Source organism: Dysgonomonas termitidis, from assembly GCF_054657735.1.
In genome coordinates this window covers 1,647,515-1,672,093 of the sequence record NZ_BAAHYD010000003.1, presented here as the reverse complement: position 1 = coordinate 1,672,093, position 24,579 = coordinate 1,647,515, and the positions used below count along the sequence as shown (strand labels likewise).

The following is a 24,579-nucleotide window of genomic DNA, read 5'->3' as shown; positions in this document are numbered from 1 at the left end:
TACAAAATTTACGATTACAAAAAATGTAGGAGGAGATAATTGTAATTTACGACAAAGAGAAGAGGGTGAAATGCAAAGCACCCGGAGATCCCTCTCCGAGTGCACCACTAAAAATCCATAGTTAAAACAAAAAACAATTTCGTAATGACTATGATTCTTAGTGGCAAAGATAATGTTATTTACAAATAGTTGATAACAATATGCACATCGGTTTATCTTTTCCCGCTCTTCTTTTTACCCGTATTATCAAATTCAAATACGGGTTTTAACGTATCATCCAGCCGTAAACAGGCATCAAAGGTTTTTTCGGCTTTGCTCATAAAGCCTTTAATCAGGGAGGTTTTACCTTTGGTCAGCAGGTCGATGAGATGTTTATCACTCAGGTCTTTGCCGCTCTTATTACGGAAAATGACATAGCCGCACTCTTCATTCTTACATTTAGCCACTTTTTGCAGTAATACGACACTCTCATTTTTACATTTGGGACAGATGTATTTGACTTTTTCGTCTTTATGCTCCAGATGCATAGTCAAAAGTTCGGCTGTGATCTGTCCGGCATAGACTTCAATCCCTTTGTGGAAGTCGGCAGCATTCATTTCCCCTGTAGCTATTTTGTTCAACGCATTCTCCCATGATCCGGTCATGGCGACATCGGCAATCTTCTTGTCTTTGACAGCCAGATAGACGACCAATCCTTTATTGGTCGGAACAAGGGATTTTTTATCCCTGACAATATATTCACGGGAGAAAAGCGTTTCAATGATAGCCGCACGGGTAGCGGGTGTGCCAATGCCTGATTCTTTAAGAGCTTCGCGTTCGGCTTCATCCGTAAGTTCTTTTCCGCAGGTTTCCATTACCGAGAGTAAACTGGCCTCCGTGTGTAACGGTCGGGGCTTAGTTTGCTTTTCGAGCGTGTCGGTTGAATCGATATTCCACTGGTCGCCTTCTTCAAGTGGTGGCAAGGTATTGTTGTCATCTTTTTCGTTCTCGTCAGCCATTACGCCGCTTACCGATCTCCAGCCCGCCTGATTAATGATTGCTCCTCTGGTTAAAAATATCTTTTCCTGCACCTCAAAACGGACAGTTGTCTGTTCTTTAATACAAGTGGTAGAAAATGCTTCCAGCATGCGACAGAAAATCATGTCGAAAATTAAGTTTTCATCGCCGGATAAATTGCCGGGCTTGTTTCCCGTCAGGATAATGGCATGATGATCGGTTACTTTTGCATCGTTGACACTGCGGTTATTCAGGTCTTTTAGTTGTTTTACCGTTTCACCATACAAGCTATGTTCTTTGAAACCGGAAAGTAATTCAGGGACGGTTTCAAATACATCCACAGATAGATAACGGCTTCCGGTACGGGGATAAGTGATTAGCTTTCCCTCATATAGCTTCTGGGCAATAGATAGGGTCTTATCGGCAGAGAAGGCATGTTTACTGTTGGCTTCTTTCTGCAAAGCCGTCAGGTCATAGAGAAGTGGCGGTTCTTGTTTTACCGTCTTTTTCTCTACGGACTTTACTGTTGCTATTCCATTCTGAGATATCTGTCCGGCTATATTGTCCGCTTCCATACGGTCATTATATTTATCCTCGGAAACAGGACCTAATACATTCCCTTCTTTTGATAGATTGAGTTTGTGCTGCCAGTATTTCTGCGATACAAAATCTTTATTTTCAAGATAGCGTGAACAGACCATTGCCAATGTCGGGGTTTGGACACGGCCTAAAGACCAGACACCTGATCCGGCTGATATGGATAAAGCTTGTGAGGCATTAATACCGACAAGCCAATCCGCCTGGCTACGGGCTTTGGCTGAGTAATATAAATGATCATATTCCGATCCCGCCCGTAGGCTTTCCAGACCACCCCGGATAGCCTGATCGGTGAGTGAGCTGATCCAAAGGCGGTCGAAGGGCTTGCTGCATGACAAATAATTATAAATATACCTGAATATCAACTCGCCTTCTCGTCCCGCATCGGTAGCGACAATGATACGTTCGCACTTATCAAATAATTCACGAATGACTTTGAGCTGTTTCATTGTCCCCGGATCGGGTTTATATTCTTTACCCTCTTTTATATGGCGGGGGATTAGCTTAAAGTCGTCCGGCAATATGGGCAGGTTCTCCTTTTGAAAACCTTTGATCCCATACTCTTCGGGCATGGCTAACCCGACCAGATGGCCGAAAGCCCAGGTAATAGCATAACCGTTACCTTCCAGATAGCCGTCCTTACGGCTGGTTGCTCCAACAATAGCCGCAATGTCACGGGCTACAGATGGTTTTTCTGCGATGATTACTTTCATTTTTTTATTATGGATTTTTAGTGGGAGGCACAGCCTCATTTATTTATACTTTGGTCACTACGACCGATAGACCGTTTTGTTATAAATGGATTTATTAAGAAGGTTGAAATCTACATCTTTACTCCGCCGCTCTTTTTTACAGTGCGGGTAGGACGTTGCGTTTCCTTTTGCTTCTCAGCCTGCTGTTGTGTCGGAGAAGTTTGGCCCTGCTTTATCGGTTCTTTTACATTTTTCAGACTCTCGCTGGTCTTACCCTGTGAATTGACAGCGACTTGTGTTTTGCTTTCTTCGGCAGGTTTAACCTCGGCTCCCTGTTTCTGAGCTTTATCCGGATTCCATCTGAAAAAGTCGAGCTTGCCCTTTTCATCATTTACTTTTACATAGGCATTGAAGGGTTGATCCTGCCCGTCTTTCATCATACCCTGAACATATACGGCTTTTCCTTCACGAAGTGAGTTTTGTTGTTTTTCATCCAGATTCACCCCCAGTAGTTTGTCAGGGATACGTACTTGCTGCTTTGGTTCCTGCTGTTCCGGTTTATTATTCTGCCTATATTTATTCCGGTCCAGTCCGTCATAGGAGAAATCAAGAGATCCTTTTGCCGCATTAAACTGGACATAGCCATCGAAGGGCCTGTCGTTTCTGGATGTCATGCCTTCCACTAATGTCTTTTTGCCTTCATACAGTGATTGTAATTGTTCTTTAGAAAGAGGGGCTTCTTTCAGAGTATCCTTAAAAGCAACGTTAGCCACAGGTATTGCTTCAAGTTGGTTTGTTAACTTATCCAGAGAAACGAAGGATGGAATTTGCTCACCTTTCTCTCCTGTAAGCTCAATGATTCTTCCGGCATTGGAGGTTTCAAGCAGGTTCTTTTTGTCTTGGTCGGTCAATGTCGCTCCGTGAAAGGGAATATCCAAAGTAGGAGCAGGTTGATAACTGTCCGCTTTCAAACGGATACTGCCATCGGGATTTTCCTCAAAGGATAATCGTACCTGTACCTGAAATGCAATCCCTTCGTAAGTTGGGTTTACCTGTATCAGGTTCGGTGATTTATGCCAGTTAAGCATAGCTTTAAGATTTCCCTGCTCTTCCAGCATCTCGCGGGTAACGCCGAGTTTTTCCAACTGTCCCCAATTGATACGGCTTTCATCCACAGGTTTGTACTCTTGGGACTGATCTTGTGTCTTTTGCTGTTTGTTGAAGTCCTCCGGATTGACACGGCTTTGGGATAAAAAAACGGAATTACCATCTTCATCTTTAAACATTTCCTTTAAAGCAGAAGCGATATTCTCAATTTTCTCGATAGGAGAACGGAAGAAATTGAAATGAGTCGGGTCTTGAAATTCCCTTTTGAGGTTAGAGAAAAAGTTTTCCAGAATACCTGCTTTCTCATCAATTTGAATAAATTCACCTTGATTCGTTGCTTTTGGATCAACAGATTCGAGATTACCCTGATTATCTACTCCCTTGACTGCTTTTACTTTATTGCCGTCACTTTTATTGACGACCAAAAGTGTTTCTTTGTTTTTTAATTTTTCGTCCATAATTTAATTGTTAAATTATTGCATCAATATAAATGCAGGACGAAAATAGTCAGATCGGATGGGGCTTATCCGATATATTAATTTGGTGGTAGTGAGTGGCTTCGAAATGGTAGGAAGTGGCGTTTAATCATTATCGTGCTTGAAAGGGAGTTTATTCAGTTTATTGTCTGGATCTAAACAAGTCACAAACGAACAAATGCAAAATGCCTATGGGTGCTTTATGGAAGGGTTAAGAACTGTCAGTCAATCCGAAAATAGCCTTTCGGAAACCTTTCGGATGCTGAATATTACTCGTGTTGAGTTAGTCGGTATGGAACCGCTTTATCGATATGGGCAAGGGGAAAAATGCCCTAGAATTTGCCTATCATAAAAAAGCGTTATCCCTTATTAATGCTGAATTAGAACTTCTGAACCTAAAAATTCGCTATCCTGAACAGTTCGAACAATTTGAGCTACAAACATTTCAATCCGACCTTTATATTCTCCCTAAGTCCAAAGATTTGGGGATTGTTGCTTTGGCGAAAATTGTAATAGCTCTTTTCTTTTCAAAAAAAGTATTCCAACGGAACAGTAAACCCGGACACCTGAACCAAATTGCAGATGCTTTTGAAAAAATATTCAATTGTTGTTTTGGGAGTATTTACGACCATCAAGAAAAAGTATTCGACCGTAAACCGTTCAATCGAATGAAAGCCCTTGACTTCTTACGAAATCTCATAATCCGAAAGGATAAAGAGGGTAAGAATAAACAAGATGAAAAATAATCTTTTTGCAACAAACTAAATAATAGGTCGTTATCAAAAACTTTCAGGGGAGTAGTTAACTACTCCCCTTTTTCTGCTTCTTCATTCTTCCATCCTTTGCTTCATCAATACATTGAAAATAAATAGTATCAATTAAAAAAATAAAGCAATATGTATATCAATATCTAATCCTTAAATCATCTCATCGTAAATCGGATAATCTGGCCACTAACATCTCAAAATGACGCTCTACGGTGGCTGCATCTGCATCCTTGAGCAGTATCCGTTTTTCCTTATCCAGCAGGTACAGATTTGGAATGGCTTTCAGGTCGTAAAGGGATTTACTCCTTACCGCATACTCCTTGTCATAGCCGTTGATCCAGGAAAGGGGCATTCCCTGCAAATGTTTCCGCCATAGCAGGTTGTCGCTGTCCGTGTACAAAGCCAGTATATCCAGTTTCCCGGTAAAGAGCAAATCATTTATCAGGGAGGACTCACGCAGGTAAGCCGTTGTCTCCCTGCAATTGGGGCAATCCGGGTCATAAAAGTAAAGCAGGGTATATTCGTTTTTCAATGCCTGCAGGTTGCCGCTGCTCCCGTCTGCAAAGGTATAAACGATATCGGCTGCAATGTTTCCTTTACGGTTTTTAAGCATCATCGACAGGTCGAACTTAGCCCGCTCTTTTGCCACCATATCACTGACAATATCAGTCGTAAGATATTCCGTCACCGGAATATAATACTCTTCATCGCGCAGCGGGGAGTTTGGATCATACAGGTAGTGCCTGTATAATGAAAGGAAATAAGGATATACCTTTCCGCCGGCATCCTCTTTCACCGCCCTGTCAAGCATAGCGGTAATGGACGCATATGCTTTCTCTTTACCGGCACGGGGCAGTATGTCCACATAATCGGCAAACGCCTGTTCGGTAACTTCCGGCAGGTGGATATAAGCAGTATCACCGAAATCGAAATGATCCCAGTAATGTGCGACCAGATAATCTGCCCTTTCAGCTGAAGTTTTCAATCCGTCGGGAACAGTAACCATTTGAAATTCTTTTTTTACGGGAGTATTTCCTGCCTCCTTCAGGTATGTTTCTTCCCGTTTTTTTTCGTTACAGCCGCAGCATGTGGAAAGTGTATAAATAAAACCCACAAAGAAAACGCACGGATAAACCACCCATATCAAAACTTTAACCCAATCTAATCTTTTTAATATATTCATAAATGATAACGATTTACGTTCTTATTCCTTATCCACGGTTATAGCCTTGTACCAATCCAGTCTCCGATAGGCTTCGTTGAGCGCCGGAAACCGTTCCTGCACGATATAGGCGGTCATTCCCGAATGTTTCCGGATGGTGAAGCCGTTATATCCATCCATAAAAGAAGGCGTGGATGCTTTCCACACCACACATCCGCCTATCAGCCGCAAAAGATATTCTTTTTGCATTTCCGTTTCAAGCAGGCCCGTATAGTATTCCCCGAAATCGGAAAACAAGCGGTAACTGCTCCGGTCGAAATGCTGAATATCCATTGCATTAATTTCTTTCTCTGAATTGCAATTTTTCCTGATATAATCAGCCAGGACGTCAAGAGCATCCGTTTTTATTACCGAAAATGTGGCAGAACGCATGTAGCCTTCCTGTTTATCGAAATAGTCGAATGCCGCTTGGATAAACTTTACGGGGTCGCCATATACCAGTTCGTTTGTATGCTGCCGGTAAATATCCGTAAAACCGGGTGAGACGATCTCTGCCGACGAAGCCAATACGTACTCCGCTTTATCCCTGAGCTGGTAAGCCACTTCCACGCCCGCCATGAAACAGGTTTCGAAAATGATATGCCTGAAAGCCCCGTCGGGTATGGCCCCGGCAAAATCGACCAGTTCCATCTCGTTACTGCCGTCAGTAATTACAGACCGGGGTTGCACCGCCGACCGGGGATTAATCAGCATACCCGCAGGCAGCCAGCCCGAAGCATGGGAAAAAACCAGCAGGTTGAAAACCGCTCCGGGATACATCGCTTTTGCTTCGGCGACCACACGCCGGAAAACAGTCGGGTCTGCCGAGTTTTCCGCTTCGTATTCCCTCAGAGGCACGGCGGTTGTATTACCGCTTATTTCAAGCAGTCGGGGAGCTGAGTTCCGCATATCGTGATAAACCAGCACTTTCGTTCCATACCGGCCGTCATAGCCTTGTTTAATGGCTTCAAGTTTTTCATTACTTTCGCCGGACAAGCTATTGTCGCCACCCAGGTAAACCAGCAATACCCGGGTTACAATATCCGGTTCCTGTTCTTTCCCGCACGAAACAAACAATAAGGCTAACGAAAGAAACGCCACCCGGAGCATTGCTTTTGTAAGGCTATCTTTTCCATGCATCCTTACTTGTCCTCCGCATAACAGGGCAATATGCTTTCTGCATGAGGAAACTGGTGCATCACCCGGCTCGTTATCAGCTATTACCCTGTATGTTATAATTTCCCTGTCCATATATTTTTCTGTATTTGCTTGAATAAATAAAAAAACGGGCCAGGCCGGCTTCCCAGCCAACATGGTCCTTAAGGAAAATCAAAAAGTATATATTGGGGAAATATATATTCCTCATAGCCGAATTCATACTGTTGATATTTTTTCGACTTGTGTGGGTATTTCTCTCTCTGCTCCTTTCCCATTATCCATTCATTCACCGGTAAACAATTCAAGGCTGCTGCCTGTTGTTTCTTCATCCCTCGCTGCACATAGGTAGGATGCACCCGATCCGGCGAGAACCTGCAAAATATTTTCGGCATATAATTTAAATCGTACCATGAATCAGATATATCGTTTCTTTTCGCTTTTATCATTGGTTTATCGTTTCTTATATTCTGTATAGTATCCGCTGGGGTTACTGTTTGCTTTATCTTGTTATTCCTTTATGCTAAAAAATGGCAGCCGGGCGAATTATCGCAACTCACAGGGCTGCCCCTTAACACAAACTTTACAAAACTACACTTGTATTTTTTTACTTCTTTATTCCACCACACAGCGCACGGCGTGAGCCCTGCACCGCCCTTCTGTATTATGGTAGATATTAATACCGCCGATCCAGCCTCCCAAGTTCGGGGTAAAACTCATTAAATATGAGTTCGTAACTCCCGGAGAAGCCGTCCAGTAATAGCTGCCATCATTAGTAGTATTACTCTGAACACTACTGCTACAATTACGCCAGTAAGAAGAAGGGAAAAAAGCTGCGCCTGTTTTATTGACACCTCTCTCCACAAGACTTGTTCCATAGGCATTATTAGCGGCATCCCCGGTTTGCAGGGAATAATCGCCGTTGAATTCACGTGAAGTGGGCATGCGCCATTTTTTTCCGGCAGGTGCGTAGCCCTTCTTCGTTAGCCACCTGCATATGTCTCCTTTCCCTGAGTTCCCATCCGTAACTTCGTACAGATAAGCCCTGTCCCTGTTATCAGATATATTCGTTGCATCGGAGATAAAAGGTATATCACCATATGCATATCCTCCTGTTGTTGTTCCTCCTTCAGGCGGGTAAAGCCTTGTGCCGGAAGAAGTATTGGTAGAATAACTGCCGTTTGGAGAAATGCCCCATAGGCTACCCCACTTGAAAACGACGCCATTGTAATACTGGTGGTCGGTTACGCCTACGTCATCGAAGGTCAGGCGTCCCAATCCCTCGTCGTAATAGATATTGCTGCCTGCCCAGCCTTTGTGTGCCGGTGGAGATATGATTTGTCCCATCAGGTTAAAGTTGACGGTTACATCATTGAACTTTTTTTGGGTTTCCGAGCTTTCGAGCACGACGGTTACCGTGCCGGATACAGCATCAGTGGGTCTGTTTTTTACTGTAAAACGTATCGGAGTATAGGTCAGGGAGATATTATTCCCGCCGACGGTTCCCGGTATTAAATTATCCTGCCCTTGCAGGGCAAGCAAGCCGCTGTTATCCGTCACCGACTTGATCCGCCATCCGGTATTACTTTCTATTGCAAACATATAATTGCTGCCGTCGAGGTGGTAAAACCCGTCGGCTGCAGTTACGATCAGGTTGTAAGTTGCCTGGCGCAGGAAGAGGCTCTTCATCATATAGCGTTGCCCGTTGGTTATCGTGAAATCGAACCTCGAGATCTTTTCCATAAAAGGATCATCCGCCACATCCGCACTGGTGATAGCGGTAGGAAAGATTGTGTTGTACCATATTTCACCGGAAGCATTACTGAATGTGGCCGGTACATCCGATTCCGGGGCAAGGGGAAAGGACGTCGTTCCTACCATCTGGCTACTCACCGTTACATCCGATGTTGCCGGGAACCAGAACAACGCGAATTTCTGCGCATCAGGCTGTACGCCGATCGGTTCCCGGAAGAACAGCTCGGAAATTTCATTTCCACCGGCATCTTTAATATAGAGGTCGATACCCGCCTCAGTGGTCTGCGTCACGGTTACTTTGTAAACCAGACGTCCTGCTTTCAGGTAGATATACGCCGTCCGGTCTGATCCCGTATTTTCCTCCAGGATCAGTTTTATATCCGTGGAACCGGAATTCCCCCCGGCAGAACTGACCGAAAGCCAGCTTACCGGATTGCCGCCATCTGTGATTTGCTCTACACTCCACCCCCCGGGGTAATCGGTTTTCACCGTCAACGTATTGTCTTTGCCCAAAGCCGTACGGTTGTCACGCGAAAAAGTGAAGGTTTCCCGGGATACGGCCAGCCTGTATTGCCCGTCGGATGCGATCCCCGTGATTTCCGCCTCATCCCAGGCAATGACTTCGGCTTCCATATTCACGGCTTTGGCGTTAAAGGCTTCCTCGGCCGTTTGGCATCCCTGTCCTTTTACTTTGGTAATCCTGACGGTATACCTGTGATTGCGCAGGATGTCCCGGGGAACGTTGTTGTCCTCTTGTTTCACAAAGTCTATCCTGTAATAAGTCGGGGTGGCGTCAGTGCCGTAAACACCACCGACCACCAGGCAGGTCATTTGATTGGTTACGGGAATACTGTTTTCATAAGGAACCTCCGATTCAAAAGTATAGATGCTGCTTTCGAGCGATACGTCATTCGACACGGTATAATCCAGGGGCCCTTTGACGACATTGCTGCCCGCAGCAAGCGTGGGCTTTTCCACTTTCGACAAAGAACCTGCCGCCAGGTTAACCGGATCGGGTGCGATACGCGCCTTTTGATGGCTGTTGTATAAGTGTACCGTTTTAAGTTTGAAATCCGGCTGGGCCTGATCGCCCACCATTACCTCTATCCCGGCTACCATACGCAATAGCTTCAGGCCTGTGACGGTCAGCCCCGGGGTAATTGTCTTGTCGCCCGAAGCTTCACCCCACATCGGGATGTCGCGGTAACCGTTGCTGCCCGGATCGTTGTTCCAGCGGGTAATGCCCGACAACTGCAACTGCGCAAGCATGGTGTTTTTTTCCACACCCTCTCCGGTACCGCCTTCAAACAGGGCGTCGACTTCCGGTTTCGCATTGCCCAGGAGGACGAACCTGTAAGCCTCATTCTGTTTCAGGCGGGTGAATGTTACCGTAAATTTCTTTTTGCTGATCTCTCCGTTATCCTGTATCGTGCCGGTTTCAGCCCAGTCATACAGCTTGTATTGACCACCCTCCGGTTTGAAGGCCAGCACGTATACGTGTGCAAGTTTGTTTTCGTCCGTTGCCGTCAGGGCATACGTCCCGGGTGAGGAAGCGGGAAGATTCACGCTGAAAGCCAGTTCTGTATTGTTCCTGCCGGAAATAGGGGTGATGTCCTGCTCTTCCGAGCATGAAGGCAGCATGCACCCCGCCAACAGGAATGCCAATATATATAAAATATGAATTCTTCTTTTTCTTTTCATCGTTATACGAGTGATTTCTTTGTATTGAATCTTGATACTTATTCCACCACACAGCGCACGGGGTGAGCCCTGCACCGGCCTTCTGTTTCATGGTAGATATCAGCGCCGTTGAATATACCTGCAAACTTATTGGAATATTTCATTAAGTATGCGTTTGTACCTCCCGGGGAAGCCGTCCAGTAATAACCGTTACCCGTACTGGCGCTCTCCTGTAGAGCTCCGGTACAATGGCGATAGTGAGACATGGGGAAGAATGCAGCAGTGCCCGTTTTGCTCACACCACTTCTCACAGCGCCTGTTCCATATTCATGATTACCGAAAGTTCCGGTTTGATATGTATAACTACCGTCGAACTCCCGCGATGTGGGCATGCGCCATTTCTTTCCGGCAGGCGCATAGCCTTTCTTCGTCAGCCACCTGCATATGTCTCCTTTCCCTGAGTTCCCATCCGTAACTTCATACAGATAAGCCCTGTCCCTGTTTGAGGGTACATTCGTTGCATCGGAGATAAAAGGTATATCATCATATGATCCTCCTGTCGTTGTTCCTCCGTCAGGCGGGTATCTTTTTGTGAGAACAGTATAATTTTGGATAGGTGAAATGCCATACAGGCTGCCCCACTTGAAGATAACGCCGTTGTAGTACATGTGATCGGTTACACCTACGTCATCAAAGGTCAGGTGTCCCAATGTCTGGTCATAGTAGATATTACTGCCTGCCCAGCCTTTGTGTGCCGGTGGAGATATGATTTGCCCCATCAGGTTAAAGTTGAGGGTTACGTCATTAAACTTTTTTTGGGTTTCCGTGCTTTCGAGCACGATGGTTACCATGTCGGATACAGCATCAGTGGGCCTGTTTTTTACTGTAAAACGTATCGGAGTGTAGGTCACGGAGGTATTATTCCCGTCACCGACTCCCGGTATTAAATTGTCCTGCCCTTGCAGGTTAAGCAAGCTGCTGTTATCCGTTACCGACTTGATCCGCCATCCGGTGTTACTTTCTACTGCAAACATATAATTGCTGCCGTCGAGGTGGTAAAACCCGTCGATTACAGTTACGACCAGGTTGTAAGTTGCCTGGCGTAAGAAGAGGCTCTTTGTCATATAGCGTTGACCGTTATATATCGTGAAATCGAATCTCGAAATACATTCCTTAAAAGGATCATCCGCCACATCCGCACCGGAGATAGCGGGAGGAAGGATTGTGTTGTACCATATTTCACCGGAACCATTATTGAATGTGACCGGTTTATCCGATCCTCCGGTAATGTCAAAGGTAAAGGGCGTCGTTCCTGCCATCTGGCTACTCACCGTTACATCCGATGTTGCCGGGAACCAGAACAAACCGAATTTCTGTGCGGCAGGCTGTACGCCGATCGGTTCCCGGAAGAACAGTTCGGAAATTTCATTTCCCCCGGCATCTTTAATATACAGCTCAATACCTGACGTAATGGTCTGCGTCACGGTTACTTTGTAAACCAGGCGTCCTGCTTTCAGGTAGATATACGCCGTACGGTCTGATCCCGTATTTTCCTCCAGGATCAGTTTTATATCCGTGGAACCGGAATACCCCCCGGCAGAACTAACCGAAAGCCAGCTTACGGGGTTATTGCCGCCATCTGCGATTTGCTTTGCACTCCACCCGCCGGGGTAATCTGTTTTCACCGTCAACGTATTGTCTTTGCTCAAAGCCGTACGGCTGTCACGCGAAAAAGTGAAGGTTTCCTGGGATACGGCCAGCCAGTATTGCCCGTCGGATACGATTCCGGTAATATCCGCCTCATCCAAAGCAATGACTTCTGCTTCTATATTCACGGCTTTGGCGTTAAAGGCCTCTTCGGCCGTTTGGTATCCCTGTCCTTTCACTTTGGTGATCCTGACGGTATACCGGTGGTTGCGCAGGATGTCCCGGTACGAGAGGGTGTTGTCATCCTCTTGTTTCACAAGGTCTATCCTGTAATAAGTCGGGGTGGCGTCGTTGCCGTAAACTCCGCCGACCACCAGGCAGGTCATTTTATCGGTTACGGGAATACTGTTTTCATAAGGAACCTCCGATTCAAAGGTATAGATGCTGCTTTCGAGCGATATATCATTCGAAACGGTATAGTCCAAGGGTCCTTTGACGACATTGCTGCCCGCAGCAAGCGTGGGTTTTTCCACTTTCGACAAAGAACCTGCCGCCAGGTTAGCCGGATCGGGTGCGATACGCGCCTTTTGATGGCTGTTATACAAGTGTACAGTTTTTAGTTTGAAATCCGGTTGGGCCGGCTCACCCACCGTGACATCTATCCTGGCTGCCATACGCAGGAGTTTCAGGCCTGCGACGGTCAGCCCCGGGGTAATTGTCTTGTCGTCCGAAGCTTCACCCCACATCGGGATGTCGCGGTAACCGTTGCTGTCCGGATCATTATTCCAGCGGGCAATGCCCGACAGTTGCAACTGCGCAAGCATCGCATTTTTTTCCGCTCCCTCTCCGGTACCGCCATCAAACAGGGCGTTAACTTCCGGCTTCGCATTGCCCAGGAGGACAAACCTGTAAGCCTCGTTCTGTTTCAGGCGTGTGAAGGTTACCGTAAATTTCTTTTTGCTGATCTCTCCGTTGTCCTGTATCGTGCCGGTTTCAGCCCAGTCGTAAAGCTTGTATTGGCCACTTTCGGCTTTGAAGGCCAGCACGTATACGTGTGCAAGTTTGTTTTCGTCCGTTGCCGTCAGGGCATACGTCCCGGGTGAGGAAGCGGGAAGATTCACACCGAAAGCCAGCTCCGTATTGTTTCCGGCGGAAGGGTGGAAAGTTTCCCGTTCTTCCGAACATGAAAACAGCATGCACCCCAGCATCAGAAATGTCAGAGTATGCAAAAAAGATATCATTTTTAATCTTTTCATTATTTTACAGTATTATATCCTGTGTGTTTATATTCCCAGACCGTACGTCGCCCGTTTGCTTATTAACCACGCAGATTATCTCGTCCCGCCTGGTTTTATACATACACACACTTTTACTTATAATGCTTTCTTTTTATATTTCATTCAGTGTTTCGTTAATTATCCATCCGTTGATGGAAACCTGCACATCCATGTCCGTATCCGATACTTTCATGAATTTCAGGTGGATGTCGTAGGTATGAATATCCTCCAGATCGACGGTTATCCCTTGCTCCCTGAGCTTGAGGATCAGTTCCACCAAATTTGCCGAAAAGAATATTTTACCGGTAATTTCGTTTGTCAGTACCAACTCCGGCGTGGGCCGCTGCTCGTTCAGGGAGAGTACGCGCAGAGAGCCGTAGGGTTGCCCGTCCTTATCTTTCGAGCAAGGTGATATATAGCGTAGCTTCGTAAGCGAAGCACAGGAATTGTCGAATGTATGGTCGCCGTTATCGTCTTCGATATACAGGCTGTAAGTATGTTCCGGGAAATCGATTCCCTCGGTGGTCACGTTGATCGTGTTGGTAATTTGTTTCAGGTCGAGTGTAAAGTTCATGCCCGGCCTGATTACTTCCGCAATGTCCAGCCTGGCGTAGAAAAGATGGTTCGGATGATGGTCTATGATGTTGCTTTCCGTCCTTTTCAGGCGCAGCATACACTCATTAATATCGGTCTGGCCCGGAATGAATGCTTCCGGATTTGCCTGGTAGCAATCCTGGGTGAATCCGCCCCAGCAGACAAAAGAATATGTTCCGTAGTCCAATGGAAGCTCCATATAATACAGAGGACTTAACGAGGGGCTTTCGTCTATCCATTCCCCGATGAATTTGCCATTCCCGTCGAAGACGAACAGGTTGAAGCGGTTCACTTCAGCCGGATCAAGCAATCCGGGAGAGTAGGTCGTCCGGTAAGCAAAATACACCCGTACGTTTTGGGGAGGGCAGTCCGTATTATCTTCACCGATACAGGAATGCAGCAGCAACAGGAGTACCGTGGTAAGATAAGAGAAAAAACGGAATACTCGTTTCATCAGTTTGTTCATTTCGTTATCTACTGGCATATATGGTTCCAGCGGTAAATATACCTGGCAAGGTCTGGCCCGCCATGCATTGGATTAATAGAAAATCGTATCAATAAAACGTCCGGCCCGAACAGCCTCCTGCATTTTACAAGGTTCGCCGTCAGCAGGGGAAGACTGATGGCCGGACAGTATTATTTGTTTGTTCTTTAGATTTCGTTCTCCTGAGTAACTATTGTCCAGGGTTCGATATCCAGTGTAACTGAGATATCGGTCGGCTCATCGATTTCTTCAGTGGGGTCTGTGATGATGTCTCCCGGTTTTCCCAGCCCGTTGATCTTGGTAATGGTCACCTTATAGATGTTATTACGCAAAACATCAAACTTATTTTCCTGGCCGCTTTGAGGCGCCGGATTCAGGAATATATTGTAATATGCCAATCCGTTGGTATATGTTATTGCGGATGTACCTTTGTCTGTGGCATAGGCAGCAGCATCTGTCGAGCTCTTAAAGAAATACTTTTGTCCACCGGCATTTACCAGATAGAATGTCTCTCCTGCATTGTACGAATCATCAGCAGTAAACCCTGAAGCTGCATCTCCGGCAGTGTTCAGCTTGACAATACTGGAAGGTGTGTATGTTGCACGCACGGAAACATAGGTATGATCACCCTGGGCATTTCCCTGTGAAGTATTCTCCGTCGTATAAACGGCGTCAGCAATAGTGATGGCTGTTGCATTGGGATTGATTGTCTTATAGTCACTGCTTTGTGCCGGGATAAAGTCCGTCAGTACACTCCAGGGGGATGTCCAGTTCGGGTCTCTGAAGGTTGACGACGGATAGGGGAAGAATTTCTTGTTGACATTGCTCACTGCAAACTGAAGGCCGGATACCGTACCTCCGGTTACGGATGAGGAGAATGGGTTCCCTTCCTGCACCACCACTTTTGCCAGGAGGCGGGCAACCGTTACCGTTACCGTATTTTCCGTGGCATAATCCGGATCGCCGGTCGTTACCAATGTGGGCGTTTTTACCAGGCGGCTGAACATGGCAAAGCCGGTGGTCGTATTACCCAGTTCGGTTGCTGCAGCGGTAATAGCCTGCTCAACAGCGCCTGGATCGGTATTGACAATCGCAGTAGCCAGCGTTGCCGGCAGGTTAACCCCCACATAGATATTCTTAGCCCCGGTAGTGGTGGCAATTTTTTTAGCATCTTTCAGTTGCCATTTGTTATCGCCCAGGTCATCGAAATCCGCAACAACCAGAGACTGCCTTTTGATAAACGCATTGGAGGCATCGTAGATATACACGTCCACGGTCTTTATGGTCACCTCATCGGCAGTGGCATTGGGATCGGCCGCATAAGTCACGGGCTGTGAAATACTCAGTGAAAAATTGGTAGGCGTCCCGGTTTCCGGTGTTTTGCCTGTTACTTCATCATCGCTTGAACAAGCGGTAAAACCTAGTAGCGAAGCTACTGTGAGTAATGTTGCATACTTAAATTTAGTTTTCATTTTCATTTTCTTTATTTAATTTTAAGAATAAAAAACTGGTTCTCAATATATTAAAGGTAACACCTGATCATATCCGTCTTATCTCATTTTTATTTTACAAACGTTTATAAGTTTTTACTATTCATTTATTTCTTCTTTGCCTTCCCCATATACCTTCACTTCATAATCGATCCGGTATTCGATCCGTCTTAAAGCCGGAAACATTTCTTTTAGCATCCTGAGGTAAGGAACGCCCTTGTCTAACCGCATTAAGGCCGACTCCCTGCCTTCGGCAACCGGTACAGTAGCTATTATGTCCAATATCCTGTCTTTTTGCGGCAAACTGCTTGCCCTGACCTGTTCCGTCAGGCCTTCCCAGTCTTCACCATGGGAAGTAACCCGCAAAAGGTTATCATCAATGGAAAATCGGCTTTTAATATACTCTTTCAGAGCATGGGCTCTCTCCCCGGCAAGGCGTTCATTGTGGATATACAAACCTTCAGGGGAAGCATAACCCTCTATATACAGGCCCAGCAAACGGGCATCCGGATTATCCTGAACTTCGCGGAGATTACATTCAATCTTTGCCAGTTCTATGGCGTTACGCATGAATCCCGGCAGGATCACAGAGTTATCAGCCGGAAAATCCATATACGCCTTGTCTCGACGGCGTTTTATGGCATATTTGTGAGAGGTGGGATGGACTGCAAGTGGTATATCTTCCGGGTGGAACACCGCATGTTGTTTTACTCCATTATTTAAGCGGTAAGCGATCAGGGTGTTTCTGCCCCGGTAGCCCGATGTCTCCTGCAGTACCTGCAAGCGGGCCGAATCCATCCATGAGGTGTAGGGAACTTTTGCCGCATAGGACAATACCGTGTCGTTGCTTATACGCGCAGATATGGAATTATCCGCCACATCCCGGTTAAAACGGGCTATCACCCTCCGTTTATTCTCACCCAGTACGATAACCGGCGGCAACGAAAGTAAGGAATCGCCTGCTTCTATTTGCGGACTGATACAAAGCCCCTGTCCTGCTTCTATCGAAAGGGGATTGATCCTGATCAGAAGATCGACTGAAAGACTGTCATCCCTTTTTCCGAACTCCCGTGCATCTACTATAATCAGACCCTGGGAAAATCCGGATAAGGAAATCAAAAACGAAAAAACAGTTAAAATATATTGCTTCATAAATCTATGCTTTTAAGTAAGCTATTATCTGTTTTCGAGGCTATCTGACCTCATTTGACGATATAGATTAGTGAAACACCCGCTTTGGTGGGGCCGAACCAGTGTTTGCTTCCCTCACTTGTTTTACGTCCGCAGGTGTGGCATTCGTATTTGCTGTAATCGGTATATACATACCCGAAACCAAAGGTGGCTTCCAGATTCCAACGACGGGAGAGTATCCACTGGTAGCCGTAGGAGAAGCCTGCGCCCCAGGCATGGCCCTGGAAACGGTAGTCTTTCAGTTCGGGAAATATATCAAGCGGCAAATCCAGGTTGCCGATATTGTAGTTGTTGTAGAGCAGGTGTGTTCCCAGATAATGCCCGTTGAACGGTTCATGAATCCAGTAGCGAAGCTCCGGTTGGATCAGCAGATGCTTCCATTTGCGGTTATCACTGAATGTCCAGGGATTGTAGCTTGCCGACAGATCCAGGGTCAGGTAGTCCGACAGGCGTGCCTCAGCCCCCAGGTTCATCGTTGCTGCGAGATCATGCAGCAGGTTGGTCTTGATACTCAACACGGGTAGCCTTGCCGGCAGTACCGTTCCTTCCGGCAGAAAAACATCCCGGCGCATTTCCTGAGAATACAGATTTGTTAAAATGGTAACTGATACTGCCAATAGCAATACGGTTTGCTTGAACATCCTATGTGAAGTTTTATATCTTTAGTAAATGCAATAAAAAGTACAAATATACTGTTTTGCAAAAGTATGTAAAAGGGATGATATAGGAAAGTCTAATGATAGTATATAGTAGTAAACTATCATCTTAATATCGTTGTAATCAGTTTGTGATGAAATACTTATTCGATTTATTTATTCATGTATTAGGGAACAGTCGCTGTGGCCTGATCAAATTTATACACATCCTTTTTTAGTATGATCATACTTTATTCAAAAGTTTTAGGAAATAAACCATATCGCCCGGATGAAAAGCTTTTACAGAAAATATCAAAGAATTACGTCCTTGTCAATGGGAACCTGCTCTAATCGCTTTAATATCAGATACCGTAAACGTTCCTGATGTTCATCTCCCCATTGCCCTAGCGCTGAAAGAACGGGAATTAATGTTTCGCCAAATTCAGTCAGGCTGTATTCAACCTTTGGCGGGACTACCGGATAAATCGTTTTCGTAATCAGTTCATGTTCCTCCAGCTCTTTCAACTGTATATTGAGGACTCTGCGGGAAGCATCAGGGATTTTACGTTGCAATTCACTCGGACGTTTATACCCTTCATGGATAAACCACAATAGGCGGATTTTCCATTTGCCGTAGAGGACTTCGCCAATCAGGTCGAGCCCGCAATTCAAGCTTAACGGTATCTTTCTTTCATACATGGTACAAATATATTCATATGTCCAAAATTGTACAATAGGAGAATAATTTATCCCTATCCGATTCGTTTTTCCGTACTTGTATAAATTCGGCATACATCCTAATTTTGTATCAAAAAAAACAAAGTATGAAACAGGAATTTAATTTTAAGAATGAGTTGTCTGGCAAAATAGCATTGGTAACAGGTGGAACCAAAGGTGCAGGAAAAGCAATCGCGGAACGGTTGCTAAAAGCAGGGGCAACCGTTGTCATTACGGCAAGAAATGAACCGGAAGAGGAAAACTCCAACCTGTATTTTATTCCCGCTGATTTAAGTAGGCCGGAAGGGACTCAAAAAGTGGTGGAAGGGGTTTTATTGAAATTCGGCAGACTCGATATTTTAGTAAATAACCTTGGTGCCTCAGAAACTCCGGGAGGAGGCTTTGCCGCTCTAACAGATGAAGATTGGGAAACGGGGATCAAGACCAATCTACTTGCGCCCGTCCGTCTAGACAGAGGCTTTTTACCGCAAATGATAGAACAGGAAAATGGCGTTATCATTCATATCGCATCCATTCAGGGAAGATTACCTCTGCATGAATCCACTCTTCCTTATGCAGCAGCCAAAGCCGGGTTGATTAATTACAGCAAAGGTCTGTCCAAAGAGGTTTCTTCCAAAGGAGTGCGTGTATTGACGGTTTCCCCCGGTTGGATTATGACCGGTTCTGCTACCCGGATGATGGAAAGAATCGCAGAAAGTTCAAACATCACGGTAGAGCAAGCCACACAGAGTGTGATGGATGCATTGGGAGGAATACCTATCGGAAGGCCTGCCCAACCCGAAGATATTGCGGAATTTGTCGGCTTTTTAGTCTCGCCCCGAGCCGGATACCTGACAGGAACAGAATATATAATTGACGGAGGGACTATTCCCACTATATAATAACTTAAAAAAACAAGAACAATGCATTTAAAATTACCGAAAGTCATATCAGACTTATTAGCAGCACAGAAAAATTATGACAGCGAGGCCTATGCCGACTGTTTCTCAGAAACAGCACTTGTCATTGACGAAGAAAAAGAATATAAGGGTCAAAAGGCCATAAAGAATTGGATTGAAGACGCCAATCAACAATTCAAGACAAGAATGAAGCCAACGAAATATTCAGGAACCGATTCAAAGGCTATTCTTACGGCTGTTGTCTCAGGAGATTTTGACGGAAGCCCGGTTGCTTTGGACTATCATATGGAAACAAAAGACAGCAAGATTACTCGTTTAGAAATTATTCTCAGCAATGAGTAAGACATGAATAAATTTAACAAATCCCCTGTGGCATCTAATGAAAATAAACAAGGCTGATATCCCATCAACCTTGTCTCAAAAAGTAGTGTTTGCATATAAAAACAAACTTCTTAAATGTTTTTATATAATATCTCAATGATCTTAGGGATTATTGTGTGCTTATTTTTGTACTAAATGCTGTTATGTATATTTTGAACAGATATTATTTTCGAAAGAGTATACACATACTGTCCGACAAAAATATGGAAAGGGATGAAAAAGGAGAGTCTTATAATAGTATATAGTAGTAAGCTATCATCTTAATATCGTTATAAGCAGTTTGTGATGAAATACTTATGCTGCTTGTTGTGTATATCAAAAGATACGGTATGCAGTCTTGTGAAATTTACACGCTCCGGATTGAAAACCTGAACCTTAAATCAGGTCAGGCTTTTATCGATTCATAAATGTGCAAGAACCGCTTCCTTAAAAATGGGATATCAGCCCCATCGGGACGGGCTAATCCCGTGAAGGCGGTTCCGTAATATGTGTCCTGGAGATTATGGGCGATAAAAGGAATGTCGATGTCTTTGCGAAGCTCTCCCGATTCAATTCCGCGCCTTAGGATATAACTCCAGATTTCCCTCTCTTTTAAAGAGAATTCGGACAATTTTTGCACCATGCCGGGATAGAAATAGGATGCCTGCATAGCTATGTTAACCACGGCGAGACTGTAGTTTTCCACTCCCATACTCCTGAATTCCCTTTTCCGGTTTTCCACCCAGTCACAATATATATGGATAAAACTCAGGAAACTCATCCCTATTTGTTCATTGTAGAGGTCGAATACCGAGTTGTTCTTGAAGACGTATTTGTCAACAACCTGTTCGAGAAGGGATAGTTTTGTCTTGAAGTGGTGCAGTATGGCGCCCCTGCTGAAGCCGGTGGCTTTTTCCAGATCCGTATAAGTTACCTTATCGTATGGTTTTGACAGGAACAGCCTGAAAGCTTCTTCCTGGATTGTTTCTTTGATATTCCTGCCTTTGGTCATTTTGTTGTATACTGAAAATAGAAGATACAAATATACTGTTTATTTTATATTTTTTATAATCGGCATGTATTCCGGCCAATAACGGGGTTTAACCAATCACTTGTCTTTCAAATAAACGGATTTACATATACATAGACTTGAAAATAAAAAGGATAACAGATTTTATCGAACTCCGCAAGGCTGTTATAAATCCGGGATTATGATGTAAATTTACTAAAAAATCTATCAAAGTACTTGTATAAACGAATAATTTTATATTTTTGCAAACAGTATATACGTACTGTTTTTCTTTTTTTTTGTATCTGTAATGCTTTCCGTGGTTATACCATAAGGCATGATATGGCCCAAGCATATGTAATTATGCTGCTTATAAAACGGTATTTATGAATTAATACATGTGCTTTATGGAATATCTTTTAGAAAAACTCCGGCACCGTATCAAAGGGGCGGCCATATACCAGTCGCCGTCAGGAACAAGACTATATATCCCGTATAGCCTTGATTGTCCTTACCCGGTTACTATAAAAGTATTCTTTGAGGTTATAAATGCCAGGTTGCAACTTTTTGTGAGGATACGTTCGGATGTCTATAATGAAAGCTGGTGCGACCGGGAGGCCGAACAGATAAAAGGGAACCTGAATGAACAGTTGTATGAGATCCTCCATGATTGTGAATTGCAATGCCGCAATATTCCGTTACACCTGCGCCTGAGGGATAACACCTCCCCCTTTTTGTCCGGCGCTTCCCAGGAAGAACGGGATGCAGTCCGTTTCCTCTGCACACGGAAAGCGGCAGCCCTGATCTCGGAATCCCGTTCTTTCAGGTGGTCTGCCGCTATCGGACTCGCCGGGAGCAGGCGCAGGGCCGGGCAAATACGCCGGTTATTTATCTTTCTTCCGCATGCCGACATAGAGCCTTTTAAAGAAAAGTTTTTCAGTCTTTGGGAAGACCTTTTCTTTCCGGTGTTTCTTGTCCCGATCGAAAGCCTTAGCCATAACATCCGGCGGTATCAACTCCTGGCTGCGGATGCCGATCCGGCGACGATGGTCATTATTGACAGTTGCCATCTCTTCAAATCCCCGCAGTCCGTGCGCTCCCGCCGAATGGAGGATATTACGGACAGGTGCAATTATAAATTGATCATGACCGAATCCATGATAGTGGGCAACATCCATGACGTGTATATGCAATACAACCTCTTGAGCCGTTTGATTCTCCGCTATTACCGCTGGGAAGATTTCGCCCGAATGCATATTATTTACGGCGGGTATGGCGGAACCCAGATACTCGGATATAAAAACCTTGCATACCTGGTCGAAAAAGTGAAGCCATATACCTATTACCGCGAAATTCGGCCTGAAAGCCAGCCGGATCAGCCGGTGAAAACCATCTGTTGCGAGCTGACCGAAAAACAGCGGTATTATTATTCCCGGAAAAAAAACGAACTGCTCACGATGATCGAGAAAAACGAACTGGGCCTTTATGATGTGTTCCGCATATTCATCCAGTTACAGAAGATCGTGTGCGGCTTTCCCTTAGCCAGGGGTTGTGATGTGCAAAGTTATGACACGAACAAACTCCCCCTGTTAAAGGAGCATCTGGAAGACAAAAGCATCATATTCTGTAAATTCCTGTTCGAGATTGACCTGCTGCGGATGTTTCTGGGTGCGGATAATTGCGCGGTCATCGGTAACAGGGGAAAGGGCTGTTTCACAAAGGAAAAAGAGCAATTTATGCTTGAAGGGAAAAAGTACCTGATATCCACGCTCTATTTCCCGGACTTCAGGTTGAGCGACATCCGGAATTTCAGTCAGATCCTGTTTTTCAGCCTCTCATTCCGTTATGCCGACTACCGCCGGTGCTTCACTTATATTGAGGATTGCGGAATGGCCGGCAATGTACCGGTCAAACGGTTTGTTACCAATTCCGGTATAGACCGGGCTATCGTCAGTAACCTGCAACGGAAAGGGAAGCTGGCCTATGAACTGAAGCAATCGCTTTCAGACAAATCAGAACTTATTCATTTTATAAAAAGCCTATGAGTACAATGATAAATACAGCAGAGGCAACCCTTCAGGAGGTACAGCGCATTGAAAAAATATGGGGCACGGACATACGGTTGCACAACCTGATAGGCCCTTTTGTAATGAACCCGGTGGTGATACGGATGAACGGGGGCTATCCGTTCAAGAACACGGAAGACCACCTGTGGTATGTATCCCTGAAAAACAGGAACCTGGTAACCGGATTCCTGTCTGTTTGCAACGGACATATATGTAATGATTTCACCTGGCAGGATAACGAGGTGCTGGAAATGCTGCTGGAGAAAGCCCTTCCGGATATGGAAAAAGGAATAGTCGTAACTTTCATGGCTGAAGAGCATGAGTTCCCCCTATTGGAAAAACTCGGCTTTACACTGGAAAGGAAGGCTGTCCGGTATGCCAAAATGGTAAAAGTTATCTGATCATGATGCAGGAAAAGGACGTGTATAGGAAAGCAATGGAGCGTATCGGCTATATCTTTTCCCGTTTCGATAACATATACGTATCGTTTTCGGGCGGCAAAGACAGCGGGGTGCTTCTCAACCTGGTGCTGGACTATATGCGGAGCCACCGGATAACCCGCAAAATATCGCTGCTGCATATCGACGTGGAAGCATCTTATAAAGCCACGATGGATTTTGTGGAAAAGATGTACATGGAAAACGCCGACCTGATCGAGCCGTACTGGGTGTGCCTACCCATGACAACCACCAATGCCGTATCCATGTACGAACCGTACTGGATATTCTGGGATCCGGACAAGAAAGAGAAATGGGTGCGCCCTATGCCGGAACATCCTTTTGTCATTGGTGAAGAAAACAACCCTTTCGGTTTCTATAAGCAAAATATGACTTTCGAAGAGTTTATCGCCCGTTTCGGGGACTGGCTCAATAGTTTTAAAAGTGCGGGGAGAACAGCTTGCCTGGTCGGTATCCGCTCGGATGAGAGCCTGAACCGCTACCGTGCTGTCAGCAGGGATGATAAAGTAACATTCGAAGACAAGAAATATTCCACACGCATATCGGATACGGTTTACAATTTTTATCCGGTATTCGATTGGAAAACTTCCGATATCTGGGTATATAACGGGAAATTCCGCAAACCGTATAACCGTATTTACGACCTGTTTTACAAAGCGGGAGTACCCTTATCAAAAATGCGTATATGCGAACCTTACGGGGATGAGCAGAAAGCGGGGTTGAACCTGTTCAAGGTACTGGAGCCGGATACATGGGTTCGGGTGGTGGACAGGGTCAGCGGCGCTAATTTCGGGAATATCTATTGTGGAACCAAAGCCACGGGTGCGCGAAGGATCACCCTACCGGAAGGCCATACATGGAAAAGCTACTGCAAGTTCCTGCTGGATACCCTGCCGGAAGAAACCCGGAATATTTACGTGACCAAGTTCATCCGCTTCATCCGTTACTGGAACAGGACGGGATGCCCGGTTGCCGACGAAGACATTGGAGAGCTTGACCCTGACACCATTGTTAATACCCGCACTTTCAGTAACCGGGGAAAAGGGGATAAGTATGTGGTAAAGTTCAAAACCATTCCCGATGTATTGCCGGGATTAGACAACAAGACGGATTTCCTCTCATGGAAACGCATGTGCATGGCCATATTGAAAAACGATATCACCTGCCACACGCTTTCCTTTTCCATCACCAGGCGCCAGATACTCAGACAAAAAGAATTACTGGATAAATACAGGAATATACTATGAAAGCAAATCAAACTATACAAAATTTAATTACAGAGCTTTGCCGTTTGGTAGCGGAAAT

At 45.2% G+C, this 24,579-nt stretch carries 19 protein-coding genes; 6 read left to right on the top strand and 13 right to left on the bottom strand.

Annotation, left to right across the window (positions count from 1 at the left end; translation table 11 throughout):
• Positions 1-212: 212 nt before the first annotated feature.
• Together ACYQ3L_RS27730 and ACYQ3L_RS27725 are read right to left on the bottom strand one after the other, a co-directional pair.
• The gene (locus tag ACYQ3L_RS27730) at positions 213-2,306 is read right to left on the bottom strand and encodes a type IA DNA topoisomerase (RefSeq protein WP_379994533.1); all 2,094 of its coding nucleotides are present in this window, start codon (positions 2,304-2,306) and stop codon (positions 213-215) included.
• A gap of 110 nt (positions 2,307-2,416) precedes the next feature.
• Positions 2,417-3,850: a DUF3945 domain-containing protein gene (locus tag ACYQ3L_RS27725; protein WP_379994531.1), complete on the bottom strand. Its 1,434-nt coding sequence runs from the start codon at positions 3,848-3,850 to the stop codon at positions 2,417-2,419.
• 329 nt (positions 3,851-4,179) lie between these two features.
• On the opposite strand from ACYQ3L_RS27725, the gene ACYQ3L_RS27720 reads away from it, so the two are divergent.
• On the top strand, positions 4,180-4,614 hold the full coding sequence (locus tag ACYQ3L_RS27720; RefSeq protein ID WP_379994529.1) for a hypothetical protein: 435 nt from the start codon (positions 4,180-4,182) through the stop codon (positions 4,612-4,614).
• A gap of 181 nt (positions 4,615-4,795) precedes the next feature.
• On the opposite strand, the gene ACYQ3L_RS27715 is transcribed toward ACYQ3L_RS27720, so the two are convergent.
• From ACYQ3L_RS27715 to ACYQ3L_RS27670, 10 genes are all read right to left on the bottom strand, one after another.
• On the bottom strand, positions 4,796-5,818 hold the full coding sequence (locus ACYQ3L_RS27715) for a DUF5106 domain-containing protein (protein ID WP_379994528.1): 1,023 nt from the start codon (positions 5,816-5,818) through the stop codon (positions 4,796-4,798).
• Positions 5,819-5,839: 21 nt separating this feature from the next.
• Positions 5,840-7,087 carry a clostripain-related cysteine peptidase gene (locus tag ACYQ3L_RS27710; RefSeq protein WP_379994527.1) on the bottom strand — a complete coding sequence of 416 codons (1,248 nt, stop codon included), beginning with the start codon at positions 7,085-7,087 and terminating at the stop codon, positions 5,840-5,842.
• A 68-nt stretch (positions 7,088-7,155) separates the two neighbouring features.
• A complete protein-coding gene (locus ACYQ3L_RS27705; protein WP_379994526.1) occupies positions 7,156-7,440 on the bottom strand; it encodes a hypothetical protein in 285 nt (94 codons plus the stop codon).
• Positions 7,441-7,606: 166 nt separating this feature from the next.
• On the bottom strand, positions 7,607-10,447 hold the full coding sequence (locus ACYQ3L_RS27700; RefSeq protein WP_379994525.1) for a BACON domain-containing protein: 2,841 nt from the start codon (positions 10,445-10,447) through the stop codon (positions 7,607-7,609).
• Positions 10,448-10,485: 38 nt separating this feature from the next.
• Positions 10,486-13,329, bottom strand: coding sequence for a BACON domain-containing protein (locus tag ACYQ3L_RS27695; RefSeq protein ID WP_379994524.1), 2,844 nt, complete (start codon positions 13,327-13,329; stop codon positions 10,486-10,488).
• 133 nt (positions 13,330-13,462) lie between these two features.
• On the bottom strand, positions 13,463-14,398 hold the full coding sequence (locus ACYQ3L_RS27690; protein ID WP_379994522.1) for a FimB/Mfa2 family fimbrial subunit: 936 nt from the start codon (positions 14,396-14,398) through the stop codon (positions 13,463-13,465).
• 197 nt (positions 14,399-14,595) lie between these two features.
• Positions 14,596-15,900, bottom strand: a complete 1,305-nt coding sequence (locus ACYQ3L_RS27685; protein WP_379994521.1) for an Mfa1 family fimbria major subunit — start codon at positions 15,898-15,900, stop codon at positions 14,596-14,598.
• A 117-nt stretch (positions 15,901-16,017) separates the two neighbouring features.
• Positions 16,018-17,070, bottom strand: coding sequence for an OmpA family protein (locus ACYQ3L_RS27680; protein ID WP_379994520.1), 1,053 nt, complete (start codon positions 17,068-17,070; stop codon positions 16,018-16,020).
• A 50-nt stretch (positions 17,071-17,120) separates the two neighbouring features.
• The gene (locus ACYQ3L_RS27675; RefSeq protein WP_379994519.1) at positions 17,121-17,750 is read right to left on the bottom strand and encodes a DUF3575 domain-containing protein; all 630 of its coding nucleotides are present in this window, start codon (positions 17,748-17,750) and stop codon (positions 17,121-17,123) included.
• Between the two features lie 306 nt (positions 17,751-18,056).
• Positions 18,057-18,536 (bottom strand): winged helix-turn-helix transcriptional regulator, encoded by a 480-nt coding sequence (locus tag ACYQ3L_RS27670; RefSeq protein ID WP_379994518.1) that lies wholly within the window; start codon positions 18,534-18,536, stop codon positions 18,057-18,059.
• A gap of 32 nt (positions 18,537-18,568) precedes the next feature.
• Between ACYQ3L_RS27670 and ACYQ3L_RS27665 the strand changes: the two genes are divergently transcribed.
• Together ACYQ3L_RS27665 and ACYQ3L_RS27660 are read left to right on the top strand one after the other, a co-directional pair.
• Positions 18,569-19,363: an SDR family oxidoreductase gene (locus tag ACYQ3L_RS27665; protein WP_379994517.1), complete on the top strand. Its 795-nt coding sequence runs from the start codon at positions 18,569-18,571 to the stop codon at positions 19,361-19,363.
• A gap of 21 nt (positions 19,364-19,384) precedes the next feature.
• Entirely contained in the window at positions 19,385-19,723 is a 339-nt protein-coding gene (locus ACYQ3L_RS27660; RefSeq protein WP_379994516.1) for a nuclear transport factor 2 family protein, read from the top strand.
• Between the two features lie 424 nt (positions 19,724-20,147).
• On the opposite strand, the gene ACYQ3L_RS27655 is transcribed toward ACYQ3L_RS27660, so the two are convergent.
• Positions 20,148-20,753: a TetR/AcrR family transcriptional regulator gene (locus tag ACYQ3L_RS27655; RefSeq protein WP_379994515.1), complete on the bottom strand. Its 606-nt coding sequence runs from the start codon at positions 20,751-20,753 to the stop codon at positions 20,148-20,150.
• A 404-nt stretch (positions 20,754-21,157) separates the two neighbouring features.
• On the opposite strand from ACYQ3L_RS27655, the gene ACYQ3L_RS27650 reads away from it, so the two are divergent.
• Genes ACYQ3L_RS27650 through ACYQ3L_RS27640 form a run of 3 tightly spaced genes read left to right on the top strand, consistent with a single transcriptional unit; the run spans position 21,158 to position 24,521 of the window.
• Entirely contained in the window at positions 21,158-22,795 is a 1,638-nt protein-coding gene (locus tag ACYQ3L_RS27650) for a DEAD/DEAH box helicase (protein WP_379994514.1), read from the top strand.
• Positions 22,792-23,217, top strand: coding sequence for a hypothetical protein (locus ACYQ3L_RS27645; RefSeq protein ID WP_379994513.1), 426 nt, complete (start codon positions 22,792-22,794; stop codon positions 23,215-23,217). The genes ACYQ3L_RS27650 and ACYQ3L_RS27645 overlap by 4 nt, the downstream gene beginning before the upstream one ends.
• 2 nt (positions 23,218-23,219) lie before the next feature.
• Positions 23,220-24,521, top strand: coding sequence for a DUF3440 domain-containing protein (locus ACYQ3L_RS27640; protein WP_379994512.1), 1,302 nt, complete (start codon positions 23,220-23,222; stop codon positions 24,519-24,521).
• Positions 24,522-24,579: the final 58 nt, after the last annotated feature.

What these genes read in the sequence shown, in the direction of transcription:
- ACYQ3L_RS27730 (WP_379994533.1), bottom strand. Translation starts at nt 2,306, where the DNA reads ATGAAAGTAATCATCGCAGAAAAACCATCTGTAGCCCGTGACATTGCG.
- ACYQ3L_RS27725 (WP_379994531.1), bottom strand. Translation starts at nt 3,850, where the DNA reads ATGGACGAAAAATTAAAAAACAAAGAAACACTTTTGGTCGTCAATAAA.
- ACYQ3L_RS27720 (WP_379994529.1), top strand. Translation starts at nt 4,180, where the DNA reads ATGGGCAAGGGGAAAAATGCCCTAGAATTTGCCTATCATAAAAAAGCG.
- ACYQ3L_RS27715 (WP_379994528.1), bottom strand. Translation starts at nt 5,818, where the DNA reads ATGAATATATTAAAAAGATTAGATTGGGTTAAAGTTTTGATATGGGTG.
- ACYQ3L_RS27710 (WP_379994527.1), bottom strand. Translation starts at nt 7,087, where the DNA reads ATGGACAGGGAAATTATAACATACAGGGTAATAGCTGATAACGAGCCG.
- ACYQ3L_RS27705 (WP_379994526.1), bottom strand. Translation starts at nt 7,440, where the DNA reads ATGATAAAAGCGAAAAGAAACGATATATCTGATTCATGGTACGATTTA.
- ACYQ3L_RS27700 (WP_379994525.1), bottom strand. Translation starts at nt 10,447, where the DNA reads ATGAAAAGAAAAAGAAGAATTCATATTTTATATATATTGGCATTCCTG.
- ACYQ3L_RS27695 (WP_379994524.1), bottom strand. Translation starts at nt 13,329, where the DNA reads ATGAAAAGATTAAAAATGATATCTTTTTTGCATACTCTGACATTTCTG.
- ACYQ3L_RS27690 (WP_379994522.1), bottom strand. Translation starts at nt 14,398, where the DNA reads ATGAAACGAGTATTCCGTTTTTTCTCTTATCTTACCACGGTACTCCTG.
- ACYQ3L_RS27685 (WP_379994521.1), bottom strand. Translation starts at nt 15,900, where the DNA reads ATGAAAACTAAATTTAAGTATGCAACATTACTCACAGTAGCTTCGCTA.
- ACYQ3L_RS27680 (WP_379994520.1), bottom strand. Translation starts at nt 17,070, where the DNA reads ATGAAGCAATATATTTTAACTGTTTTTTCGTTTTTGATTTCCTTATCC.
- ACYQ3L_RS27675 (WP_379994519.1), bottom strand. Translation starts at nt 17,750, where the DNA reads ATGTTCAAGCAAACCGTATTGCTATTGGCAGTATCAGTTACCATTTTA.
- ACYQ3L_RS27670 (WP_379994518.1), bottom strand. Translation starts at nt 18,536, where the DNA reads ATGCCGAATTTATACAAGTACGGAAAAACGAATCGGATAGGGATAAAT.
- ACYQ3L_RS27665 (WP_379994517.1), top strand. Translation starts at nt 18,569, where the DNA reads ATGAAACAGGAATTTAATTTTAAGAATGAGTTGTCTGGCAAAATAGCA.
- ACYQ3L_RS27660 (WP_379994516.1), top strand. Translation starts at nt 19,385, where the DNA reads ATGCATTTAAAATTACCGAAAGTCATATCAGACTTATTAGCAGCACAG.
- ACYQ3L_RS27655 (WP_379994515.1), bottom strand. Translation starts at nt 20,753, where the DNA reads ATGACCAAAGGCAGGAATATCAAAGAAACAATCCAGGAAGAAGCTTTC.
- ACYQ3L_RS27650 (WP_379994514.1), top strand. Translation starts at nt 21,158, where the DNA reads ATGGAATATCTTTTAGAAAAACTCCGGCACCGTATCAAAGGGGCGGCC.
- ACYQ3L_RS27645 (WP_379994513.1), top strand. Translation starts at nt 22,792, where the DNA reads ATGAGTACAATGATAAATACAGCAGAGGCAACCCTTCAGGAGGTACAG.
- ACYQ3L_RS27640 (WP_379994512.1), top strand. Translation starts at nt 23,220, where the DNA reads ATGATGCAGGAAAAGGACGTGTATAGGAAAGCAATGGAGCGTATCGGC.